Below are 22,879 nucleotides of genomic sequence, written 5' to 3'. Positions count from 1 at the left end.
CGCCAGCGCCAGATCTGGAATGGCAAGTTTACCGGTCAGCGCCCGCTGCTGGACCGTCACTGCCAGCCGCTCGATGCACTAGCGCTGGATGAAGGCGCTCGTTGTGAGGCTATTCTACGCTGGTCCGCATTACCGGGCGGCAGCCGCCACCATTGGGGCAGTGATCTGGATGTTTACGACCCGGACTTATTACCTGCCGGTCAGAAATTGCAACTGGAACCCTGGGAATACCAGTCAGGCGGTTATTTTTCCAGTCTGAACGACTGGCTCACCCACCATATGGCCCGCTTCGGTTTTTACCGGCCATTCGCCCAGGATAACGGTGGTGTCGCGATAGAACCCTGGCACCTCAGCTACGCACCGCTGGCTCAGGTTGCGCAGTCACAGCTAACGCCTGAGTGCATTTTACACGCCTGGCAAGGCGAAGAGATTGCCGGGCGGGAGTGGTTGGAACACAATCTATCGAGCCTGTTTCAGCGCGTTATATTGTCTGCTGATACACAATATACCGGTTGATCAATATATCGGTTGATAGACAGCGTATCCGCTGACATGCAACCGATCTGTATTTACCGATAACCTGAAATAATGGCAGCTCACCAGCTACAATAAGGCTTATACGATAAGAGTCGCTAAAATAATGAGGAACAACCATGGGATGGCTGGCTGATTACTGGTGGGTAATACTGCTGGTGCTAGTGGGGATGCTGCTCAACGGTATCAAGGAACTACGCCGCCTTGACCATAAACGTTTTCTGAATAACAAACCGCCTTTGCCGCCACACCGCGATAACAACGCACAGTGGGACAACGAAGACGACTGGCCGCAGAAAAAACCCTGAGACATACACTGAACATCATAAGGCCGGGTCACTCTTGTGGCCCGGCCTGTTTATTGATGAGCGGTTTCTGCTGCATTTCTCGCTTAAAATACATGGCTTAAAACACGAACCCCGCCATCGGTCAGTTAGCGAAATGCCACCAGCTCACCGCGTTCCCCCATCACCGCCTCATCCCAGAAGCGTTTAGGAATATAGTGATGCAGTCGGTCCAGCGCGTATTCCATCATGCGGCCATCGATGGCGTGCCCGAGTTGCGGCACCAGATCCAACGTAAAATCCGATCCCTGAGCGCGCAAGCTCTGTGCTGCCTGCCGGGCATGATCGGCGGTAATCACCGGGTCTTCCTCACCATGAACCAGATGAACCACCACATCGTACATCGGCTGGTCAGGCAGCGTGGCAAAACGGCCACTGAATGCCACAACCCGCCCAGCCAGATTCTTCTCTGCTTTCAGCGCTTCCAGGATCATGATTGAGCCCTGAGAAAAACCAATCAACGCCGTGTGGGAATAATCGATTCCCGTAGACGCCTGCCAATAGCGAACCGTATCGATAAAACGCGGCATAACGGCATTCACGCGGCGGGCACGGTTATCTTCCGTTACCCCCTGAACCGAAAACCACTGGCGTCCTTCGCCCAAGCCAATCGCTTCCGGGCCCCCCACACTGATAACCTGCGCCATGGGAAATGCATCGGCAAAATAACGGCCAATCTGTCCCATAGAAACCGGGTTGTCGCCTACGCCGTGAAATAGTAAAAACAACTGCTTAGGTGAAGGTGGCTGTTGCACCACAAAATAGTCATGCTTCATATCGCCTCTCCTGCGGTTCTCTTCTGGGGGAACCGACTATGTAAAATATTCAGCGGTCACTATACGCCCCTCGATGGCGGGTCAATATTGAGGTTTATTGAACAAGTTATTCCATTATCCTGTATCAGGATCAGTGTATATGAACGGGGAAAATCAGCAGGTCATCTCACAGTTTTAGTTGCAAAATTGTGATCGCTACCACTTGAAATAAATCTGAGGAATAAAACCACTTATTTCGCTATAGGATAACGTCATGCCAGCGTTGCCATTGTGCGGCATCCAAATGCTGCAACGCCTGGGCCGTTTCGGTACGCCAGCGCTGAACCAACGCCTTTTTGCCCGCCAGTTGCAGTTGCTGAACGCACTCCGTCGCACTTTTACCTTGCTCAAGCCACAACCTTAAGGCCACCAATGCCATCGGCGAATGGAATACCAAACGTGACAACGCCCCCTGACAGGCTTCCGGCGGACGGTGAGCCAGAGCAAACCCCGCCAGATTACGCCAGTCATCAACCGTGAATGCCTGTTCTGTCTCCAGTGGCAAATCCAGCGTCAACGGAATATCGCGCCGCAGCCAAAACCAATCCCGACGTAATTCATGGTGTGCTAAAGCGGTCAACGCCTCCCCCGCTTCACTGAGCGGGAACAGTGCCATCGCGCTATAGCACCCACTGCTGGCCTCAACATGACTACCGATACGCACCAGTTGGAACCCGCAACGTTGCCAGAACTGCCACAAGTCTGGCTGAAAACCGAAACTGACAGACAGAAAATCCAGTTGCGCCTGTTGAGCCTGTTGCTGTTGATCTCGCACCAGTGCCAGACCGATTCCCTGACCTCGATGGGCGGCTAGCACAGCGATACGACTGATACGACGCGATCGTAACACCGGTGCCTGCCATTGATTAGCGTGTGCGGCCAACGACTGCGCCACCAAATTTCCGCTTGGGCGACGGCGTCCGGCCCACACCTCCTGCGCCAGTGTCGCCGACAATCCCCCTTCATCCACCAGCCAGATAACCCCGCCAATCTTCTCGTCGACACAAGCGCTGGCAACATACATACCGGGGGCATCCATCAAGCGGCGTAAATCTAGCGCAGAAGTACGGTAATGGGCGCTACAGAGCAATCCATAGCAGCCTTCCAGACGTTCGGGCTGGCTCAGCCAGTCATCCTGCCTCTCCAGACGAATAACAGGGGGAGCATCAAGTCGTTTCGGTACCTGTTTTTCAGCATCAAACAGCATCATGCGATCCACAATATGCTCCAGCGGATCATGCTGCGCCCAACGTAATGGCTCAGTCAGTTCGATAGCCTGCCAGTTCGGCAATGAGGCACAAAATTTAAGCAGAAAACCACGACCAGTCCCCTCATAGCCTTGAACCGTGGTTGTCATCACCACACGACGGAAAAACGGCAATAACGATCGCAATAGCGACGTAGGGATAGCGGCGGCTTCATCAATCAACAGCCAGTCTACCGGTGGTGTACCGTGCTGCTGACAGAACGCCAACAGGGCGTCCGGCGCCCAAAATGTTGCTGCATCCCCGGCTTGTCGTAACAGAATCTCGCCAGCAGCGCGTGACGGTGCCGTTACCCAACATCCCCCCTGACACTGGCTCGCCAGCATACCGGACAGCGTTGATTTGCCACGCCCACGCGGGGCGGTAATCACCGACACGGCACATGCGGTATGCTGCAATTGCTGCACGATGCGGTACTGGCAAGATGTCGGCTCACCAGTAGCGGGTAGCCAGTCCGGGCGGTGTGCCGGGGGAGACATCACCGGTTCGGCGTCTTGCTGGCGCCATACCATGACCTCTTCATCCGCCAGCAGTTGGCACTGCACATGTCGGATAAAACGAGGCGTGGCAATCGGCTGTGATTGTTCACTCCAGCGCAGGCTATCGGCATCCGGGCTATCAGGCCACGACGCCCACTCGGGAACCAATAACACGAGCCAACTACCAGCCTTGAGCGCCCCAGCCAACATCGCCAGCGCTTGTGCATCGAAGCCTTCTCTGGCATCAAATACCGCGTGCAGATACTCCTGCCCTAACACACCACGCACGCGCGAAGGCGCTAAAGGGGTCATGTGCTGCGGTGCTGATGTGCCCACCCACAACCAGTCTCCGGGTAGCAGAGCACTCAAGCGTATAGCCTGCTCGCCGCACCAGTCAGACTGGCCGCTTAGCACCAGCAGACGACGAATGCCATAACGCTGCTGATAGTGCTGGCTGACAACGAAAGATTCCACGACACTCCCCAAAGCACACTTAGCCTTTGCCGATCAGTAACGAGAGCAATCCCGCTGCAATCAGTGGCCCCACTGGCACGCCACGAAATAGCGCTACCCCCATCACGGTACCCACCAACAAACCGGCCACAACCGAGGGTTGGTTACTCATCAGTGCGACGCCTCGCCCACCGAGCCAGGAAACCGCGATACCAATAGCCACCGCCAGTAACGATTTCCAGTGTAAAAATGAAGAGAGCACATCACCGGCAGAAATTTTGCCGCTGGCAATGGGTGCCATCACGCCGATGGTGAGTACCAGCACCCCAAACGACAGGCCATATTTTTCCACCCACGGGAAATAGTGATTCAGCGGCGTAATACGCACCACCACCAAAAACAAAATAGCCAGGGTAACCGTCATGTTCTGGCTGATAATACCGAGGGCAGCCAATGCCAGTAAGATAAGTAACGTTGGGTCAAAAAAGGCCATAAAACATATCCTTGCCTGAATCGGTCGACACACAGGCAGGAAATAATAGCACTCATTTCACTCAGACAGCATGATTCACTAAAGCAATATGAAGAGTGCCACGCAGCAGGAGACCAGCCGCGAAGAGGCATCAGAGAGACCTACGATCGGATGTCGTCAGGCAGTATCCGGCAACGGGCTAACAGACACCGACTTGTCAGACAAATCGCTACCAGATAGACCTTTGGCAGATTAACAGGTATCAGGCAAACAGCTGTCCCGTTCTGGCAACCGGAAACTACAGCCGCCTGCCAGAACGTAAACGATTGCGCAGTTAGTCCAGTTTAACACCCAGACGGCGTGCGACTTCTTCATAGGCTTCAATCAGGCCACCCAGGCTCTGACGGAAACGGTCTTTATCCATTTTGTTCAGGGTTTCTTTATCCCACAGGCGGCTACCGTCCGGCGAGAACTCGTCGCCCAGCACCACTTCGCCTTTGAACAGACCGAACTCCAGCTTAAAGTCCACCAGGATCAGGCCCGCATCGCCAAACAGCTTGCTCAGTACTTCATTGGCTTTGTAGCTCAGTTCCTTCATACGCGACAGATTCTCTTCGCTGACCCAGCCGAAGGTCTTGCAGTAGGACTCGTTCACCATCGGGTCGTGCATGGCGTCGTTTTTTAGGAACAGGTCGAACAACGGCGGATTGAGAATCTCACCTTCCGTGATACCCAGGCGTTTAACCAGCGATCCTGCAGCACGGTTACGCACTACGCATTCGACTGGCACCATTTGCAGCTTCTTCACCAGTACTTCAGTATCCGACAGCAGACTCACCATCTGGGTTGGGATCCCAGCTTCTTCCAGCTTGGTCATGATGAAGTGGTTGAACTTGTTATTCACCATCCCTTTACGATCAAACTGCTCAATGCGAGCACCATCCCCTGCTGACGTATCATTGCGGAACTCCAGCACCAACAGATCCGGATCTTCCGTGGTGTAGACCGTTTTCGCTTTTCCGCGATACAACTCAGCTAGCTTTTGCATCTTTTATTACTCCACACAAGTAAGGGCCACCCGCACCGGGCCCGTTAATTGAACGTGTTGATAAACCCATCACGTTGATGACTAAATGAAGAAGGGCCGGAGAACCCGACCCTTTTGCGTTTTACGACTTGCTGAACGCGGCCTGCAACACAGCGACCAGCGCATCATTTTGCGACTGGCTTAGCGTATGTCCTTTGGAGTCGATAAATTGCAGCGTACTGCGGTTACCCAAATCACCGACCTGCAGTTTGTAATCGCCGTTCGGCAATTGTGGATCGCGCGCACCCAGTTCATTCCAGGTTCCGCTGCTCGGTGCCTTATAGCTGACAGACACCGAACCTTGCGGACGACTGCGATCGTTAACGGTCATCCCGACTTTATCCAGCGCTTTCGGCAGACGGTCCCATACCTGATTGTAGGTACCACGCACCACCAGCAATGGCAGACCGGAATCATCAGCACCGCTCTGCACATTGAGCTGCTGGCTGTTACGACTAGCCTGAGCGCTGTCATTATCGTTCAGGCGCTTATCCAGTTCGTCAGACAGCGTATTGAGCATCATCGCGGTATAACGCTGAGTTTCGCTACTATCTGTCACCGGGCTGGTGTTCTGCTGCAGATCCAGCAGTTTCACGGTCAACGCCAATTGATAGCCTTGCGTCTGCAGCGTTATCTGGTAACGCGCCTGATGCGCGACATCTTCATCTTCACGCTTCCAGGTGATCCAATCGGTCGTCAGCGTCCGGTTGGCATCCTGGCGGCTGGCAATCGTGTAGCCTTTCGACTGGAGGACCTGCGTCAACACCGACCACAGACTGCTGTTGCGCGCATTGTTCTCCAGCAACAACGTCGCCGTATTGCCAGACACCTGACCGCGGGAACCATTCAACAAAGCCAATGGCTGCATCGGCGGGCGAATATCCAGCGCTTTACCAACCAGCCCATTCTGGTTGACTGGAGGAATATCGAAATCCCCATTCTGCAGCGGCAGAATCAGACCGGGCGGTACATTCAACGCCCGGTGTTCGGGGGTTTGCAGATAGGATTCATCGCCGTTAACCTGACGCTTGTAGCGTTGATCGCTGGTACAGGCGGCCAGCAACATGATCAGCGAAACACCGACAACCTTTGCCACCATCGACTTTTGCAATGAAGAACTCATCAAATCTCCCTAACGGTTACAGCAGACCCGCCTGCTTCATAGCCTGCTCCATCACGTCGCGACCGGCATCGGTCAGCGGCGTCATCGGCAGACGAAGCGTATCGGTCGCCATCAATCCCAATGCCTTACAGGCCCATTTCACCGGAATCGGATTGGGTTCAACAAACAGTTTATGATGCAACGGCATCAGACGCTGATTAAGACGGCGGGCTTCAACGAAATTCCCTTGAGCCGCCAGCTTGCACAGCGCCGCCATTTCACGGGCCGCGATATTGGCTGTCACGGAAATCACGCCGTTGCCACCGAGTTGCATAAAGTCCAGCGAGCTGGCGTCGTCGCCGCTCAGCAAAATGAAATCTTCATGAACCAGCTCTTGGATCTGGCTGACACGGCTTAAGTTCCCGGTCGCTTCCTTAATGGCAACAATATTTCTGACTTCTGACAGACGGGCGACGGTTTCCGGCAACATGTCACAACCCGTACGGGATGGCACATTGTAGAGGATCTGCGGCAGGTCGGTGTGCTCGGCAATCGCCTTGAAATGCAGGAACAAACCATGCTGGGTCGGCTTGTTGTAATACGGCGTCACGGTCAGGCACCCGGCCACATCCGTATTGTTAAAACGCTGGGTGAGGGAAATCGCCTCAGCCGTTGAATTAGCACCGGTACCGGCGATAACCGGGATTCGACCGTCGCTTAATTCCAGCGTCAACATCACCACGTCGCCATGTTCATCGTGACTCAAGGTGGCGGACTCGCCGGTGGTGCCCACCGACACAATCGCGGACGTACCGCTAGCGACATGATAATCAATCAGTTTTTTCAGGCTCGCGCGATCAACGGCACCTTTGTCGTCCATCGGCGTCACCAGAGCAACAATACTACCCGTAAACATTAGCCATCCCCTCCACAAACAAGTGCTTCATGGTACTTTTGACTTCTATGCAAAAGCAAGCAGACAACCGTGGTTGTCTGCGCTTGGCAGGTGGTTTTTTTTATGTTTACCATGTTACTCCCAACATTTTGTACAGGAAGCACTATTTTGCCGCGCCCACAAGAACACTATCTGGTCATTACCGCGTTGGGGACGGATCGTCCCGGTATCGTTAATACGATTACCCGCCACGTCAGTAGCTGTGGTTGCAACATCGAAGATAGCCGACTTGCGATGCTGGGCACCGAGTTCACGTTTATCATGTTGCTTTCTGGCAGTTGGAACGCGATTACGCTTATCGAATCCACCCTGCCGCTCAAAGGTGTCGAACTGGATTTGCTGATTGTGATGAAACGTACAGAATCGCAGTCCCGCCCGCCGATGCCTGCCACCGTGTGGGTCAAAGTGGATGTTGCTGACTCCCCACACATCATTGAACGCTTTACTGATCTGTTTGATTCTCATCAAATGAACATCGCCGAGCTGGTGTCCAAAACCCGCCCTGCCGATGGCGATACGCCGCCGCAACTGTATATCCAGATTACGGCGCACAGCCCGGCTGCGTTAGCCAGTTCAATTATTGAGCCGGCCTTTCATCAGCTATGTACAGAACTGCACGCGCAAGGCAGTATTAGCGTTGTGAACTATCCACAGCACGAAGAGAAAGATGGAGAGTAGTGATGACCACACTGAAAGCCGGTGATACCGCACCGAAATTTAGCTTGCCCGACCAGGATGGCGAACAAGTTAATTTGGCCGACTTCCAGGGACAACGGGTGTTGGTGTATTTCTATCCCAAGGCCATGACGCCAGGTTGCACCGTGCAAGCCTGTGGGCTTCGCGATAACATGGACGAGCTGAAGAAATTCGGCGTTGAGGTTCTGGGTATCAGCACCGATAAGCCGGAAAAATTGTCCCGCTTTACGGAAAAAGAGCTGCTGAACTTTACCCTGCTGGCTGATGAAGACCATCAGGTAGCAGAGCAGTTCGGCGTCTGGGGTGAAAAAACCTTCATGGGTAAAACCTATGATGGCATTCACCGGGTCAGTTTTCTGATCAACGCTGAAGGCAACATCGAAAAAGTATTCGATGACTTCAAGACCAGTAATCACCACGATATCGTATTGAATTACTTAAAAGGTGCCTGAACCTTTTCCTTTTCTTGATTATTCTGCTCCTGATTATTGCCGACGCGGTATTCGGTGCGTCGGCAAACCACAAACCACAAACCACCACGCATTTCCCATTTTTTACACCGCCTTTTTCCCTATTCATGTTTCATTGTTTGCCACTGCTGGCTAAGATGATGACCATTCTTTCAGGTTGTTCGAAAGGTTGTCTTCGTTATGTCCTATCGGTTTAAACAGACGGTCATCGCCCTACTGGCAGGCACGTTACTCAGCGCAAGCCCGCTGATGGTCACGGCCACGACACAGGACACATTGCCGGATATCGGCACCACCGCGGGCGGAACGCTCAGTATTAATCAGGAACTGGTGATGGGGGATTTCTACCTACGCCAGTTGCGTGCCGGTGCGCCGCTGATTAACGACCCGCTATTGCTGCAGTACATCAATCAGTTGGGCGGACGGCTGGTTAAGTCAGCTGATTCCGTGCGTACGCCGTTTCACTTCTTTCTGGTCAACAACGACGAAATCAACGCCTTTGCCTTCTTCGGCGGCAATGTTGTGCTGCACTCTGGGCTATTCCGCTATGTGGAAAGTGAAAGTGAGCTGGCCTCGGTACTGGCACACGAAATCTCCCACGTAACCCAGCGCCATTTAGCACGCGCCATGGAAGCCCAGAAAGCCAGCGCCCCGCTCGCCTGGGCTGGCGCGTTTGGTTCACTGCTGCTGGCGATGGCAAACCCACAGGCCGGGATCGCCGCACTTAGCGGTACGCTGGCAGGTGCACAGCAAAGCGTCATCAGCTTTACCCAAGCGAATGAACAGGAAGCGGATCGCATCGGGATTCAGGTATTGCAACGAGCCGGGTTTGACCCACAGGCGATGCCCAATTTCCTGCAACGACTGGCGGATATCTCGCGCTACGCCACTAAACCGCCGGAAATGTTGCTGACGCACCCATTGCCGGAAAGCCGACTGTCGGACGCCCGCAACCGCGCCAATCAGATGAAGTCCACGCCGGTGCACTCCTCACAGGATTTTCTGTTCGCCAAGGCGCGTGTGTTGGGAATGTACGTCTCGCAAGATAACCCGTATGGTGCCGCCCTGTTGGACAACTGGGCCAAAGGTAACGCACGCGAGCAGTTAGCGGCTCAATACGGCCGAGCTATTCGGGCCTATCAAACCAAAAAGTACGATGAAGCACGCGCGACGCTGCAACCCTTGCTGGATAAATCGCCGTCAAACCCTTGGTTTCTTGATCTGATGACCGACATCGATATCGGTCAGCAGCGGGCGGATCAAGCCGTCGCCCGTTTGCAGAAAGTGCCGGATGCGCAGGACAACCCAGTCCTGCAGATCAATCTGGCTAACGCGATGGTAGAAAGCCATAAATCCGCTGACGCTATTCGTATCTTGCGTAAATACACCTATGCCCATCCGGACGATCCAAATGGCTGGGACTTACTGGCGCAGGCGTCTGCCGCGCAGAATATGCGCGGCGAGGAGCTGGCATCCCGGGCGGAAAGTCTGGCACTTAACGGCAAACTGGATCAGGCGATTCGTTTGCTGAGTAACGCCAGCTCACAAAGCAAGCTCGGCAGCCTCGATCAGGCACGCTACGATGCCCGCATCGATCAGTTACGTGCGCTGCAGCAACGTTTCCGCCCTTATGAAAAATCCTGAGAAAGGTGAATGGAATGAGTAAATCGGTGACCATCTATCATAACCCCCGTTGTTCCAAGAGCCGCGAAACGCTGGCTCTGCTCCAGCAACAGGGCATCGAACCGGAGGTGGTGTTGTATCTGGATACGCCACCGGACGCCGCAACCCTCACCAGACTGATTAAACAGCTTGGATTGAGCAGTGCGCGCGAACTGATGCGTCGAAAAGAGGAGTTGTACCGCGAGTTGAATCTGGCCGACGGCGCGCTGACAGAGGCTCAACTGATTGAGGCAATGGTCACCCACCCGAAATTGATTGAACGCCCAATCGTGGTTGCCAACGGTCACGCTAAACTGGGTCGCCCACCGGAGCAGGTGCTGGATATCCTGTGACAGAGGGCGTTACAGCCCGAGGATCTCTTTGACGAAAGGAATCGTCAGTTTACGTTGGGCAGTGATGGACGCGTGATCGAGCTGGTCTAGCGTCATAAATAGCGTGCGCATTTCCCGGTCCAGCCGTTTTAGCAGAAAACGGCTGACGTCTTCCGGCAGTTCAAAACCACGTAACCGAGCCCGCAATTGTAACGCTTCGCCTTTTTCTTCATCCGACAATGGCTGCAAGCGATAGATTTGCCCCCAGTCGAGACGTGAGGCCAGATCCGCCAGTTGCAGATTGATCTGACGCGGCGGACGATCGCCGGTAATTAGCAAGCGGGTGCGGCCACCTTCCTGAATGCGGTTGTATAGATTAAACAGCGCCATTTCCCATGCATCATCACCGGCGATCGCTTCAATATTGTCGATACAGACCAGCGACAGTTGCTCCATCCCGTCCAGTACTTCTGGAACGAAATAAGCACGCTTATCCAGCGGCACATAGCCGACCGCACGACCAAGACGGGACAATTCAGCGCAGGCTGCATGCAACAGGTGACTACGACCGCCGCCTTCACGTGACCAGAAATAGATGTAACTACCATGTTCCTGATCTAACGTCGTGTGGATAGCGGCCAGCAGAGACGTGTTTTCTCCCGGGTAGAAACTGGCAAAGGTTTCGTCATCGGGTAAGTAGAGTGGCAATGATAACTGTGCCGGTGTGTTCAGAAGCACCTCAAACCAAACAGGCAGGAAAACGAATCAAGTTTAGCATAGAAACCTTTTGCGATTGAACCGGCATCCCGCCGGTTCACCGCACTGCCCGTCGCAACATCAACGGGCCGGAGAATTAGTGTGCAGAAGAGGAGTGAGTAGAGGTTTTGTCGCCCGCATCGTCACTCACATCAATCACCTCTTCTTCTTTACGGAACAGGCTGATAACGCGAAACACGAGGCTCAGGAATACACCCACCACCGTGGCCAGCGCCATCCCTTTGAGCTCGACCGCCCCCAGATGGATCTTCGCACCACTCACGCCGATGATCAGGATGACCGAGGTCAGGATCAGGTTCTGCGCCTTGTTGTAATCCACCTTGGATTCGATCAGCACACGAATACCGGATGCACCGATAACACCGTAAAGCAGCAGCGACACACCGCCCATGACCGGAACCGGCACTGCCTGAATTGCCGCAGCCAGCTTACCGACGCAGGAGAGCAGAATCGCAATGATTGCCGCGCCGCCAATAACCCAGGTACTGTACACTTTCGTGATCGCCAGTACGCCGATATTCTCGCCGTAAGTCGTATTCGGCGTGGAACCAAAAAAGCCGGATAGCATGGTCGAAATACCGTTAGCAAACAACGACCGGTGCAGACCAGGGTCACGCATCAGATCTTTTTTCACGATATTGGCGGTGACCACCAGATGACCCACATGCTCAGCGACCACCACCAGCGCGGCGGGCAGTACCGTCAGCATCGCCACCCACTCAAAACGCGGTGTATAAAAGGTGGGTAAAGCGAACCAGTGCGCCTGAGCGATCGGCGTTAAATCCACCATGCCCATCACGAAAGCAAGCGCATACCCTACCAGTACGCCAATCAGGATAGGGATAATCGCCAGAAAACCGCGAAACAAGACGGAGCCCAGCACGGTTACCGCTAGCGTTACCAGTGAAACAGTGACAGTCTTGGTATCCATTTCAGTACCGGCAGCAGGCAGCAAGCCCGCCATATTGGCCGCCACACCCGCCAGTTCCAGCCCGATTACTGCGACAATCGCCCCCATCGCCGCCGGTGGGAAAATCACGTTCAGCCAGCCGGTTCCGACTTTTTTCACCAGCAACGCCACCAGACAAAACAGTGCGCCGCACAGAATAAAGCCGCCCAGCGCCACTTCATATCCCTGCGGCAACAGCAGAAAAACCGGCGAGAGAAACGCAAAACTAGAGCCCAGATACGCCGGGATTTTACCTTTACAGATAAACAGATAAAGCAATGTACCGATACCATTGAACAGCAGTACGGTCGCTGGGTTAATCTTAAACAGAATGGGCACCAGTACGGTGGCTCCGAACATCGCAAACAGATGCTGGAAACTCAGCGGTATCGTTTGCAAAAGCGGGGGGCGTTCACTGACGCCGATGGCGCGACGAGTCATCGTGTTTTCCTCTGTGTCTCAGACTGAAAAATACCGGGAACCCCGGCAGAAAGTTCAGCGTCGACCATTTTCCATCGACGCTGAAAAAATCTCGCCATCCGTGGAATGCGCAGGGGCCAGCCGTTAGGTTAGGTCAGAAACGGCGGCTTATACGCAAAAAAAAGCCGACTCTACAGTCGGCTGGATATCATTTCGTACCAAACAGCTTGTCGCCCGCATCGCCCAGGCCCGGCATAATGTAACCGTGCTCGTTGAGGCCCTTGTCGATAGAGGCGGTGTACAACTCTACATCCGGATGCGCTTTCTCCAGCGCGGCAATCCCTTCGGGAGCAGCAACCAATACCAGCACCTTAATGCTACGGCAACCGGCTTTCTTCAGCAGGTCGACAGTGGCAATCATCGAGCCGCCAGTCGCCAGCATCGGGTCAACGACCAGCGCCATGCGTTCGTCGATGTTAGAAGCCAGTTTCTGGAAATAAGGGACCGGCTCCAGCGTTTGTTCGTCGCGGTACATCCCTACCACGCTGATACGCGCACTCGGTACGTTTTCCAGCACCCCTTCCATCATGCCAAGGCCGGCACGCAGGATCGGTACGACGGTAATTTTTTTACCTTTGATTTGGTCAACTTCAACCGGGCCGCACCAGCCTTCGATGGTCACTTTTTCCGTCGCCAGGTCGGCGGTGGCTTCATAAGTCAGCAAACTACCGACTTCAGACGCCAGTTCGCGAAAACGCTTGGTACTGATATCGTGCTCGCGCATCAGACCCAATTTATGCTTAACGAGCGGGTGTTTTACCTCGACGATTTTCATTACTTTTTACTCCCATCGGCAGTGGACGGCCAAAAAAATCGCGGGATTATACCGCTTTTTCAAATGTACGCCATAGATTCCAGTCTGATCCAAATCAAGCGAAAACGGAAATTATCGTTCTCCATCCCCCAGACCGCCGATAACGGCCTCCATCGTCTCCTGACGAAAGCGTCACACAGCGAAGACACCGCTCGCAAACGTTTGCTTACGCTGTTAGAATTAGCGCGCTCCATTTTTTAAACCAATCGTAACCTCCGTGGGGACTCCGCAGTGACCGATAAAACCTCTCTCAGCTATAAAGACGCAGGCGTGGATATTGATGCTGGCAATGCATTGGTAGACCGTATCAAAGGTGTAGTGAAACAGACCCGTCGCCCGGAAGTCATGGGTGGATTGGGCGGTTTCGGTGCCCTGTGCGCCTTACCGCAAAAATACCGCGAACCGGTACTGGTTTCCGGTACCGATGGGGTTGGCACCAAGCTGCGTCTGGCGATGGACCTGCAGCGTCACGATACGATTGGTATCGACCTGGTGGCAATGTGCGTCAACGACCTGGTGGTACAAGGTGCTGAGCCACTGTTTTTCCTGGATTATTACGCCACCGGTAAGCTGGATGTGGACACCGCAGCGCGCGTGATCACCGGTATCGCCGAAGGCTGCAAACAGTCTGGCTGTGCACTGGTGGGTGGCGAAACCGCTGAAATGCCCGGCATGTACCACGGTGATGATTACGACGTGGCCGGTTTCTGCGTCGGCGTGGTTGAAAAAGCCGAGATCATCGACGGCAGCAAAGTACGTGAAGGCGATGCACTGGTAGCACTGGCTTCCAGCGGCCCGCACTCCAACGGTTACTCGCTGATCCGTAAAATCCTCGAAGTGAGTGGCACTAATCCGGAACAGATTCAACTGGATGGCAAACCACTGGCTGATCACCTGCTGGCCCCGACTAAAATTTACGTGAAATCTGTACTGTCACTGATTGAAAACGTAGACGTACACGCTATTTCCCACCTGACCGGCGGCGGTTTCTGGGAAAACATTCCGCGCGTACTGCCGGAAGGTATGCAGGCGACTATTGAAGAATCCAGCTGGCAGTGGCCGTCTGTGTTCCAGTGGTTGCAGCAAAACGGCAACGTTAGCCGCCACGAAATGTACCGCACCTTTAACTGCGGCGTAGGCATGATCATCGCGCTGCCAGCCGAACAAGCGGACAATGCTATCGCTCACCTTACCAGCAACGGTGAAACCGCCTGGAAAATCGGTGTTATTACCCGTACCGATGGCGGAGAAACCGTGGTCATCCAGTGATGAAAAACATCGTTGTCCTGATTTCAGGTCAGGGAAGCAATCTGCAGGCGTTAATTGACGCCTGCCAGCATGGTCGCCTTCCCGGGCGAATTAGTGCGGTACTGAGCAATAACCCTGATGCTTTCGGTCTCAAGCGGGCGCGTGACGCTGGTATCGCCACCCATGCGCTACTGCCGGGCGATTACGCCAGTCGTGCTGACTTTGATGCAGCACTGGCAGTCGAAATCGAGAAATATCAGCCAGATGTCGTGGTATTGGCCGGATATATGCGGATCCTCAGCGCCGAATTCGTTACCCGTTTTCTGGGGAAAATGCTGAATATCCACCCATCGCTATTACCTAAATATCCCGGCTTGCATACCCACCGCAAGGCGTTGGAAAACGGCGACAGCGAGCACGGCACCTCAGTGCATTTTGTCACTGAAGAGTTGGATGGTGGCCCGGTTATTCTGCAAGCCAGAGTGCCCATTTTTCCCGGCGATACCGAGCAGGATATTCAAGAACGGGTGCAAACGCAGGAACACAGCATCTACCCGCTGGTTGTCGGCTGGTTCCTGGCAGGACGTCTGGCACTGCGCGATAATCACGCCTGGCTTGACGGCGAAGTGATTCCCGCAAGCGGCTACGCCGCCGAATAAACCGCCTGATTCAGCGTCCGCCTACCTCACGCCCTGGCATCGTCGGGGCGTTGTTTTTGCGTGTTATCCTCATCATGCCTTCATAAACAGAGTCGCATCAAGCCGCGCTCTTTTTCCCGGATAATGACCCTCGTCACAAAGGTTACAGAATTGTATGTAACCGCTTTCATCACTGTGACATGACTCACGTAGTCTATCCATAACGCCTGACAGAATAGCCCCCAACAGGTTGAATGCCAGAGGCGCCCTTGTGAACTTTTTCTTCTGTGGTGAGTTGCATGATTACCATCCGTGATGTCGCACGTCAGGCGGGCGTTTCCATCGCTACCGTTTCCCGTGTGCTCAATAACAACAGCGCGGTCACCCAACAGACACGCGATCTGGTACTGCAGACCGTCGAACAATTGGGCTACCGGCCAAATGCTAACGCGCAGGCACTGGCATCACAGGTCAGCGACACCATCGGCGTGGTGGTCATGGACGTGTCGGACCCGTTCTTCGGCGCGATGGTCAAAGCCGTTGATACCGTAGCGCAGCGCCTGCAAAAGCATGTGCTGATAAACAACTCCTACCACCAGGAAGAAAAGGAGCGGCATGCCATCGAAGTCCTGATCCGCCAGCGTTGTAACGCGCTGATCGTGCATGCCAAAGCCTTATCCGATGAGGAGCTGGCAGGCTTCATGGATCAAGTCCCCGGCATGGTGCTGATCAACCGGGTGCTGCCGAACTACGCGCACCGCTGCGTCTGCCTCGACAACGTTAGCGGTGCCATGATGGCGACCCGCATGTTGTTACAACAAGGGCATCAACGCATTGGTTATCTGCGATCCAGTCACCCGATAGAAGACGTAACGGAGCGTCTGACCGGCTGGCGACAAGCGTTACAGGAACATGGCATCGAGCCGCCTGATGAGTGGATTGCCGCCGGCGAGCCAGACCTGCAGGGGGGAGAAGCGGCGATGGTGGAACTGCTGGGACGCAACCAACAGTTAACAGCCGTCTTCGCTTATAACGACGGTATGGCGGCAGGTGCGTTAATGGCATTGAAAGATAATGGCATTGCGGTACCGGAACGGTTCTCGGTGGTCGGCTTCGATGATATCCCCATTTCCCGTTACACCGACCCGCGCCTGACCACTATCCGCTACCCTATTGTTTCCATGGCAAAAATCGCCACAGAGCTGGCGCTAAAAGGCGCGGCAGGGTTGCTGGACCCAACAGCCAGACACTGTTTTATGCCGACACTGGTACGGCGGCATTCGGTGGCGGCCCGTTAAAATGTGGAAGCGGTCACTAATTCATTCAAATCATCCATGTAACCGCTTTCAATTTGTGAGTAAATTCACAGTTAATTAACATTGCGCTCTCTATGATGGTGGCGTACTGCGTAGGCCGGACGCCTTGTAACACGGTCGCCCAGTCAGTTGAATTGTTAGCGGCCGCCACGGCGAAAACGTTCACAATATCAGTTTCAGGACGCTGTTTATATTCAGGATGCATTATCAGGTCGCACCGCCAACCGGCGAACGCCGCCTGAAACAGGGAAGTCAGGCTTTAAGCGGGCCATGCCTGCAAACTCCATCAGACCGGCGTTACCCGCCACTGATGACGACTAACTGACTGCCGTACTACGTCTACCTTGCGTTGTGCGGCCGGACTGAGAACTACCCTGCATAAACCCGGAGATATCATGAATAAGAAGGTTTTCACTCTCACCGCCCTGGTTGCCAGCATGATGTTCGGAGCCTCCGCCCATGCCGCGGATACCCGTATCGGCGTCACCATCTACAAATACGACGACAACTTCATGTCGATGGTGCGTAAAGATATTGAAAAAGAAGCCAAAGCCCTGGGTGGCGTCGAACTGCTGATGAATGACTCGCAGAACGACCAATCCAAACAAAACGATCAGGTCGATGTCCTGCTGGCCAAAGGCGTTAAAGCACTGGCTATCAACCTGGTTGACCCGGCTGCCGCCGCCATTGTGGTACAGAAAGCGAAAGCGGCCGATGTACCGGTGGTGTTCTTCAACAAAGAACCGAACGCTAAAGTACTGGCCAGCTATGACAAAGCCTACTACGTCGGTACCGATTCCAAAGAATCCGGGATCATTCAGGGTCAGTTGATCGCCAAACACTGGAAAGCCAACCCATCATGGGATCTGAACAAAGACGGCGTTATCCAGTACGCTCTGCTGAAAGGCGAACCGGGCCATCCGGATGCCGAAGCACGTACCAAATACGTGATTGATACCCTGACCAAAGACGGCATCAAAGTCCAGCAGTTGCAGATGGATACCGCCATGTGGGATACCGCTATGGCGAAAGACAAGGTTGACGCCTGGATGTCTGGTCCTAACGCCGACAAGATTGAAGTGCTGATTGCCAACAACGACGCTATGGCAATGGGTGCGGTCGAAGCACTGAAAGCGCATAACAAGAGCAGCATTCCGGTATTTGGCGTTGACGCGCTGCCAGAAGCCCTGTCGCTGATCAAATCCGGCGCACTGGCTGGTACCGTGCTGAATGACGCCGATAACCAGGCCAAAGCCACTATCGATCTGGCGAAAAACCTGGCGTTGGGCAAACCGGCAGCGGAAGGCACCAACTTCAAAATTGAAAACAAGGTGGTTCGCGTACCTTACGTGCCGGTTGATAAAGACAACCTGGCGCAATTCACGAAGTAATCTTGTCGGGGCGCGGCAACCGCTGCGCCCTTCACTGTTTGAACGACCGGTTTTTTCAGCCAGACAGTCATGTTCGGTCTGGCAACGTTTCAGCCAGGTAATTATTTCGACCAGGTAAAATATGACCAGTGATACTCTAACCACTCAGCGCGAATTCCTGCTGGAGATGACCAATATCAGTAAGTCGTTTCCCGGTGTAAAGGCATTGGATAATGTCAACCTGAAGGTGCGCCCTCACTCTATCCATGCCCTGATGGGAGAAAACGGCGCAGGAAAATCGACTCTACTGAAGTGTCTGTTCGGCATTTATCAGAAAGATACAGGCAGCATTCAATTCCAGGGGCAGGAGATCGATTTCAAAAGCGCGAAAGAAGCGCTGGAGAACGGCGTATCCATGGTGCATCAGGAATTGAACCTGGTTTTGCAACGCTCGGTCATGGATAACATGTGGCTCGGCCGTTATCCCAAAAAAGGGTTGTTCGTCGATCAGGAAAAAATGTATCGCGACACCAAAGCCATTTTCGATGAACTGGATATCGATATCGATCCGCGCGACAAAGTAGCCACACTGTCCGTGTCGCAGATGCAGATGATCGAAATCGCCAAAGCATTCTCCTACAATGCCAAAATCGTCATCATGGACGAGCCCACCTCATCGCTGACGGAAAAAGAGGTGAACCATCTGTTCACTATCATTCGTAAGCTGAAAGACCGGGGTTGTGGCATTGTTTATATCTCCCACAAAATGGAAGAGATCTTCCAGTTGTGCGATGAAATCACCGTACTACGTGACGGTCAGTGGGTCGCAACTCAGCCGCTGGAAGGCCTGAATATGGACCAGATCATCGCCATGATGGTGGGCCGTTCCCTCAATCAACGCTTCCCGGATAAAACCAACACCCCGGGCGACGTGATGCTGGAAGTACGCGGTTTGACCTCAATGCGTCAACCGTCTATCCGCGATGTGTCGTTTGACCTGCGCCAGGGCGAGATTCTGGGGATTGCGGGTCTGGTCGGTGCCAAACGTACCGATATTGTCGAAACCCTGTTCGGTATCCGCGAAAAACTCAGCGGCACTATCAAGCTGCACGGCAAAGAGATCAGCAACCATAACGCTAACGAAGCGATTAATAACGGTTTCGCGTTGGTCACCGAAGAGCGCCGCTCTACCGGTATCTACGCCTATTTGGATGTCGGCTTCAACTCGCTGATTTCCAATATTCACAAATACAAGAACAGCCTCGGCCTGCTGGACAACAAACGCATGAAAAGCGATGTGCAGTGGGTGATTGATTCCATGCGGGTAAAAACCCCAGGCCACCACACCGCTATCGGCTCGCTGTCTGGCGGTAACCAGCAGAAGGTCATCATCGGACGCTGGCTGCTGACTCAGCCGGAAATACTGATGCTCGATGAACCGACCCGCGGCATTGACGTGGGCGCGAAATTCGAGATTTATCAGCTGATTTCAGAGCTGGCGAAAAAAGGCAAAGGAATCATCATCATTTCGTCTGAAATGCCAGAGCTGCTGGGCATCACCGACCGTATTCTGGTGATGAGTAATGGCCTCGTCGCAGGCATTGTCGAAACCAAGAACACCACGCAGAACGAAATTCTCCGTTTAGCGTCGTTACACCTTTAATGATGCAAGGGCTGTTACCATGAAAGCTACAACTAAAAAAAGTGCGCTCACCTGGCTGAAAGACAGTGGCATTTACGCCGTACTGCTGGTACTGCTGGTGATTATTATTATCCAGGACCCCACCTTCCTCAGCCTCACCAACCTGAGTAACATTCTTACCCAGTCTTCGGTGCGCGTCATTATCGCGCTTGGCGTCGCTGGGCTTATCGTCACGCAGGGTACTGACCTGTCAGCTGGTCGTCAGGTCGGCCTCGCCGCCGTGGTTGCTGCCACGCTGTTACAGGCGATGGACAATACCAACAAGGTGTTCCCACACCTGGAAACCATGCCGATCCCGCTGGTTATTCTGATTGTTTGTGCTATCGGTGCAGTGATTGGTCTGGTCAACGGTCTTATCATCGCCTACCTGAAAGTGACGCCGTTCATCACCACATTGGGTACGATGATCATCGTTTACGGTATCAACTCACTGTACTACGACATCGTGGGCGCTTCCCCGATCGCCGGCTTTGACGACCGTTTCTCCACTTTTGCACAGGGCTTTGTGCGCTTCGGCGATTTCAAACTGTCCTACATCACGTTCTATGCAGCGATTGCGTCACTGTTCGTGTGGATTTTGTGGAACAAAACCCGTTTTGGTAAAAACATCTTCGCTATCGGCGGTAACCCGGAAGCCGCCAAAGTGTCTGGTGTGAACGTGTCGCTGAACCTGATTTGGGTGTATATGCTGTCCGGCGTGTTCTATGCCTTCGGCGGTATGCTGGAAGCAGGCCGTATCGGCAGTGCCACCAACAACCTCGGCTTTATGTACGAACTTGACGCCATCGCGGCGTGCGTGGTCGGCGGCGTGTCGTTTGCCGGTGGTGTGGGTACGGTTGCCGGTGTCGTGACCGGGGTTATCATCTTCACCCTCATCAACTACGGTCTGACTTACATCGGCGTCAGCCCTTACTGGCAGTACATTATCAAAGGCGGCATCATCATTTTCGCCGTTGCCCTGGACTCCCTGAAGTACGCCCGCAAAAAATAACGCGAACCGTGCCTCACGCTGTCAAACCTGCCACTTCGGTGGCAGGTTTTTTTTATCCAGCTTAATGTATCGGTACGATAAGATACCGCCAATCAACGATGCTTATGCCCGGCTTTCCAACTGCCCGACAAAGACCGTATTTTGCACTCGCCCGCTGCTGCTATAAAATAGCGCCTTTGTGATTTCCACACGGAATGCGGCCACTCGCCCCGCGTTCATCGTTGTGATGCTCGCTTATAGGGAAAATAGATGAAAAAACTCCTCGCTCTGATGGCTCTCACGCTGAGTACCTGTTTGGCGCTTAGCACCGCGCAGGCCGGTGGCACACTGGACCGGGTTAAACAAACCGGTGTTGTCCGTAACGTGTTGTTCAATGACTACCCACCCTTCAGTTATCTGAATGATAACAATCAGTTGGTCGGTTTTGATGTCGATGTTGCCAACGCTGTCGCGCAGAAACTGGGGGCAAAGCTGGAACTGGCAACGCCAGGCTGGGAAACCATCGTCGGTGGTAAATGGCAAGGCCGCTGGGATATGTGCATCTGTTCGATGACGCCAAACGCCGAACGTGCCAAGGTTTTGGATTTCGCTACCCCTTATTACAGCACCTTCGCCGTGCTGATCGTCCATAAAGATGAGAAAAACATCCACTCCGCCGCTGACCTGAGCAACAAAAAAGTCGGGCTGGGGTTGGGTTCCAGCTACGAGAATTACCTCAACAAAAGTCTGGTGATCCCCGGTGGCAAGCCGATTGCCTTCCCATTTGACCATGTTCAGGCAGTCCCCACCGATGAAGAAATGGCATTCCGTAATCTGGCGTTAGGCCCAGGTAAACGTCTGGATGCGGTCATTTCCGATCGCATCACCGCTAAACCTCGCCTCGAAAAACTGCCGCAACTGCGCATTCTGCAGGAACTGTATGCTGAACCAAACTGGATTGCTGTTGATAAAGGCGACCCGGAATGGAGCAAAACACTGGCCGACACCATCACTGCGCTGCGTGCCGACGGTACCCTAAAAGCCATCTCCATGAAGTGGTTTGGTGAAGACATCACCGGGGTCACCCCGTAATGTCGCGCTCCCCCGCTAAAACCCCATCCAACATGCCACCGGCGCCTGAGCGCGCCGGATTCGGTTTTCGTTTGCGTGCGGGGCTGACCTGGCTGGTGTTGCTCAGCCTGCTGTTGTGGCTGTTTTCGTTTATGGATTTGGATACCGGCCTTATCCGTCAGAAACTGCCCTCCATGCTGGGCATGCACCTGTCGCCGGATGGCTTCATCCAGGGGGCGGTGCTGAGCGTCGTCATCACCATCATCTCCATGCTGTTCTGTATCCTGCTGGCGGTTATCACCGCAGCAGGCAGGCTCTCTTCCAGCGCCATCGCATTTGGTTGCGCCACGTTTTACGTTTCGCTGTTTCGCGGCACGCCGCTGCTGGTGCAGGTACTGATAATCTACCTCGCACTGCCCCAGGTCGGTATTGTGATGAGCGCTTTCACCTCCGGTATTATTGCGCTATCGCTCAACTACGGCGCTTATCTGGCGGAAACCATTCGCAGCGGCGTCCTCTCGGTTCCCCGAGGTCAGAAAGAAGCGGCGATGGCCCTGGGGTTGTCGCGCTGGGTCATTACCACCCATGTGGTAGCACCGCAGGCGCTGCGCATCATCATTCCTCCAGCCGGTTCTCAGTTCATTTCAATGATCAAAGACTCGTCGCTGGTATCGCTGATGGGCTTGTGGGAACTGAACTTTCTGGCGCAGTCTTACGGGCGCAGCACCTACCACTACATGGAAATGCTTACCACCGCCGCCGTAATTTACTGGTTGCTGTCTATCGGGCTGGAATTGCTCCAGGGCCGACTGGAACGACGCTTCGGACGTGGTTACGAACATCACGACGATAAGGCCCCTTCTTAAACCTCCGTTAGT

23 protein-coding genes are annotated in these 22,879 nt (G+C 54.0%); 14 read left to right on the top strand and 9 right to left on the bottom strand.

What is annotated here, in order from left to right:
- Both DZE2538_RS05380 and DZE2538_RS05375 read left to right on the top strand, forming a co-directional pair.
- Positions 1-516, top strand: a 516-nt coding sequence (locus DZE2538_RS05380; protein ID WP_038915780.1) for a M15 family metallopeptidase, incomplete at its 5' end; no start/stop codon positions are given.
- 137 nt (positions 517-653) lie between these two features.
- Positions 654-842 (top strand): YpfN family protein, encoded by a 189-nt coding sequence (locus DZE2538_RS05375; protein ID WP_019844574.1) that lies wholly within the window; start codon positions 654-656, stop codon positions 840-842.
- A gap of 125 nt (positions 843-967) precedes the next feature.
- Here the strand turns inward: DZE2538_RS05375 and ypfH are convergent, their stop codons facing one another.
- The 6 genes from ypfH to dapA all read right to left on the bottom strand — a co-directional run bounded on the left by ypfH (position 968) and on the right by dapA (position 7,467).
- Positions 968-1,654 (bottom strand): esterase, encoded by a 687-nt coding sequence (gene ypfH, locus DZE2538_RS05370; RefSeq protein ID WP_038915779.1) that lies wholly within the window; start codon positions 1,652-1,654, stop codon positions 968-970.
- A gap of 238 nt (positions 1,655-1,892) precedes the next feature.
- Entirely contained in the window at positions 1,893-3,911 is a 2,019-nt protein-coding gene (locus DZE2538_RS05365; protein ID WP_038915778.1) for a tRNA(Met) cytidine acetyltransferase TmcA, read from the bottom strand.
- Between the two features lie 19 nt (positions 3,912-3,930).
- The gene (locus DZE2538_RS05360; protein WP_019844577.1) at positions 3,931-4,383 is read right to left on the bottom strand and encodes a DUF441 domain-containing protein; all 453 of its coding nucleotides are present in this window, start codon (positions 4,381-4,383) and stop codon (positions 3,931-3,933) included.
- A gap of 313 nt (positions 4,384-4,696) precedes the next feature.
- Positions 4,697-5,410: a phosphoribosylaminoimidazolesuccinocarboxamide synthase gene (gene purC, locus DZE2538_RS05355; protein WP_038913415.1), complete on the bottom strand. Its 714-nt coding sequence runs from the start codon at positions 5,408-5,410 to the stop codon at positions 4,697-4,699.
- 121 nt (positions 5,411-5,531) lie between these two features.
- Positions 5,532-6,572, bottom strand: a complete 1,041-nt coding sequence (gene bamC, locus DZE2538_RS05350) for an outer membrane protein assembly factor BamC (protein ID WP_012883841.1) — start codon at positions 6,570-6,572, stop codon at positions 5,532-5,534.
- Positions 6,573-6,588: 16 nt separating this feature from the next.
- Positions 6,589-7,467, bottom strand: a complete 879-nt coding sequence (gene dapA / locus DZE2538_RS05345; protein WP_038915777.1) for a 4-hydroxy-tetrahydrodipicolinate synthase — start codon at positions 7,465-7,467, stop codon at positions 6,589-6,591.
- A 147-nt stretch (positions 7,468-7,614) separates the two neighbouring features.
- Between dapA and DZE2538_RS05340 the strand changes: the two genes are divergently transcribed.
- From DZE2538_RS05340 to arsC, 4 genes are all read left to right on the top strand, one after another.
- Positions 7,615-8,184: a glycine cleavage system transcriptional repressor gene (locus DZE2538_RS05340; RefSeq protein ID WP_019844581.1), complete on the top strand. Its 570-nt coding sequence runs from the start codon at positions 7,615-7,617 to the stop codon at positions 8,182-8,184.
- Between the two features lie 2 nt (positions 8,185-8,186).
- The gene (gene bcp, locus DZE2538_RS05335) at positions 8,187-8,654 is read left to right on the top strand and encodes a thioredoxin-dependent thiol peroxidase (RefSeq protein ID WP_019844582.1); all 468 of its coding nucleotides are present in this window, start codon (positions 8,187-8,189) and stop codon (positions 8,652-8,654) included.
- A gap of 198 nt (positions 8,655-8,852) precedes the next feature.
- Positions 8,853-10,316, top strand: a complete 1,464-nt coding sequence (gene bepA, locus DZE2538_RS05330; protein ID WP_038915776.1) for a beta-barrel assembly-enhancing protease — start codon at positions 8,853-8,855, stop codon at positions 10,314-10,316.
- 14 nt (positions 10,317-10,330) lie between these two features.
- Entirely contained in the window at positions 10,331-10,687 is a 357-nt protein-coding gene (gene arsC, locus DZE2538_RS05325) for an arsenate reductase (glutaredoxin) (protein ID WP_019844584.1), read from the top strand.
- A 9-nt stretch (positions 10,688-10,696) separates the two neighbouring features.
- Here arsC and hda read toward each other — a convergent pair whose 3' ends face one another.
- The 3 genes from hda to upp form a co-directional block, all read right to left on the bottom strand.
- Entirely contained in the window at positions 10,697-11,404 is a 708-nt protein-coding gene (gene hda, locus DZE2538_RS05320; protein ID WP_016942004.1) for a DnaA inactivator Hda, read from the bottom strand.
- A 115-nt stretch (positions 11,405-11,519) separates the two neighbouring features.
- On the bottom strand, positions 11,520-12,833 hold the full coding sequence (gene uraA / locus DZE2538_RS05315; RefSeq protein WP_038915775.1) for a uracil permease: 1,314 nt from the start codon (positions 12,831-12,833) through the stop codon (positions 11,520-11,522).
- Between the two features lie 187 nt (positions 12,834-13,020).
- Positions 13,021-13,647 carry a uracil phosphoribosyltransferase gene (upp, locus tag DZE2538_RS05310; RefSeq protein WP_012883833.1) on the bottom strand — a complete coding sequence of 209 codons (627 nt, stop codon included), beginning with the start codon at positions 13,645-13,647 and terminating at the stop codon, positions 13,021-13,023.
- Positions 13,648-13,917: 270 nt separating this feature from the next.
- Here upp and purM point away from each other — a divergent pair, with 270 nt between their 5' ends.
- From purM to DZE2538_RS05265, 8 genes are all read left to right on the top strand, one after another.
- On the top strand, positions 13,918-14,955 hold the full coding sequence (purM, locus tag DZE2538_RS05305; RefSeq protein ID WP_038915774.1) for a phosphoribosylformylglycinamidine cyclo-ligase: 1,038 nt from the start codon (positions 13,918-13,920) through the stop codon (positions 14,953-14,955).
- Positions 14,955-15,593, top strand: a complete 639-nt coding sequence (purN, locus tag DZE2538_RS05300; RefSeq protein ID WP_016942008.1) for a phosphoribosylglycinamide formyltransferase — start codon at positions 14,955-14,957, stop codon at positions 15,591-15,593. Before purM ends, purN begins: the two co-directional genes overlap by 1 nt.
- A gap of 278 nt (positions 15,594-15,871) precedes the next feature.
- Positions 15,872-16,870, top strand: a complete 999-nt coding sequence (gene galS, locus DZE2538_RS05295) for an HTH-type transcriptional regulator GalS (protein ID WP_019844586.1) — start codon at positions 15,872-15,874, stop codon at positions 16,868-16,870.
- A gap of 413 nt (positions 16,871-17,283) precedes the next feature.
- Positions 17,284-18,279, top strand: coding sequence for a galactose/glucose ABC transporter substrate-binding protein MglB (gene mglB / locus DZE2538_RS05285; protein ID WP_016942010.1), 996 nt, complete (start codon positions 17,284-17,286; stop codon positions 18,277-18,279).
- 121 nt (positions 18,280-18,400) lie between these two features.
- The gene (gene mglA, locus DZE2538_RS05280) at positions 18,401-19,921 is read left to right on the top strand and encodes a galactose/methyl galactoside ABC transporter ATP-binding protein MglA (RefSeq protein ID WP_023639205.1); all 1,521 of its coding nucleotides are present in this window, start codon (positions 18,401-18,403) and stop codon (positions 19,919-19,921) included.
- Between the two features lie 19 nt (positions 19,922-19,940).
- Complete coding sequence (mglC, locus tag DZE2538_RS05275) at positions 19,941-20,951, top strand: galactose/methyl galactoside ABC transporter permease MglC (RefSeq protein WP_023639204.1); 1,011 nt, start codon at positions 19,941-19,943, stop codon at positions 20,949-20,951.
- Between the two features lie 249 nt (positions 20,952-21,200).
- Complete coding sequence (locus DZE2538_RS05270) at positions 21,201-22,022, top strand: ABC transporter substrate-binding protein (protein ID WP_038915772.1); 822 nt, start codon at positions 21,201-21,203, stop codon at positions 22,020-22,022.
- Entirely contained in the window at positions 22,022-22,867 is an 846-nt protein-coding gene (locus DZE2538_RS05265) for an amino acid ABC transporter permease (protein ID WP_023639202.1), read from the top strand. The genes DZE2538_RS05270 and DZE2538_RS05265 overlap by 1 nt, the downstream gene beginning before the upstream one ends.
- Positions 22,868-22,879: the final 12 nt, after the last annotated feature.

The sequence above is a fragment of the Dickeya zeae NCPPB 2538 genome (genome assembly GCF_000406165.1).
GTDB lineage: Bacteria > Pseudomonadota > Gammaproteobacteria > Enterobacterales > Enterobacteriaceae > Dickeya > Dickeya zeae.
Note: the sequence above shows the minus strand (reverse complement) of the source record. Positions and strands in the feature narration are given on the sequence as shown.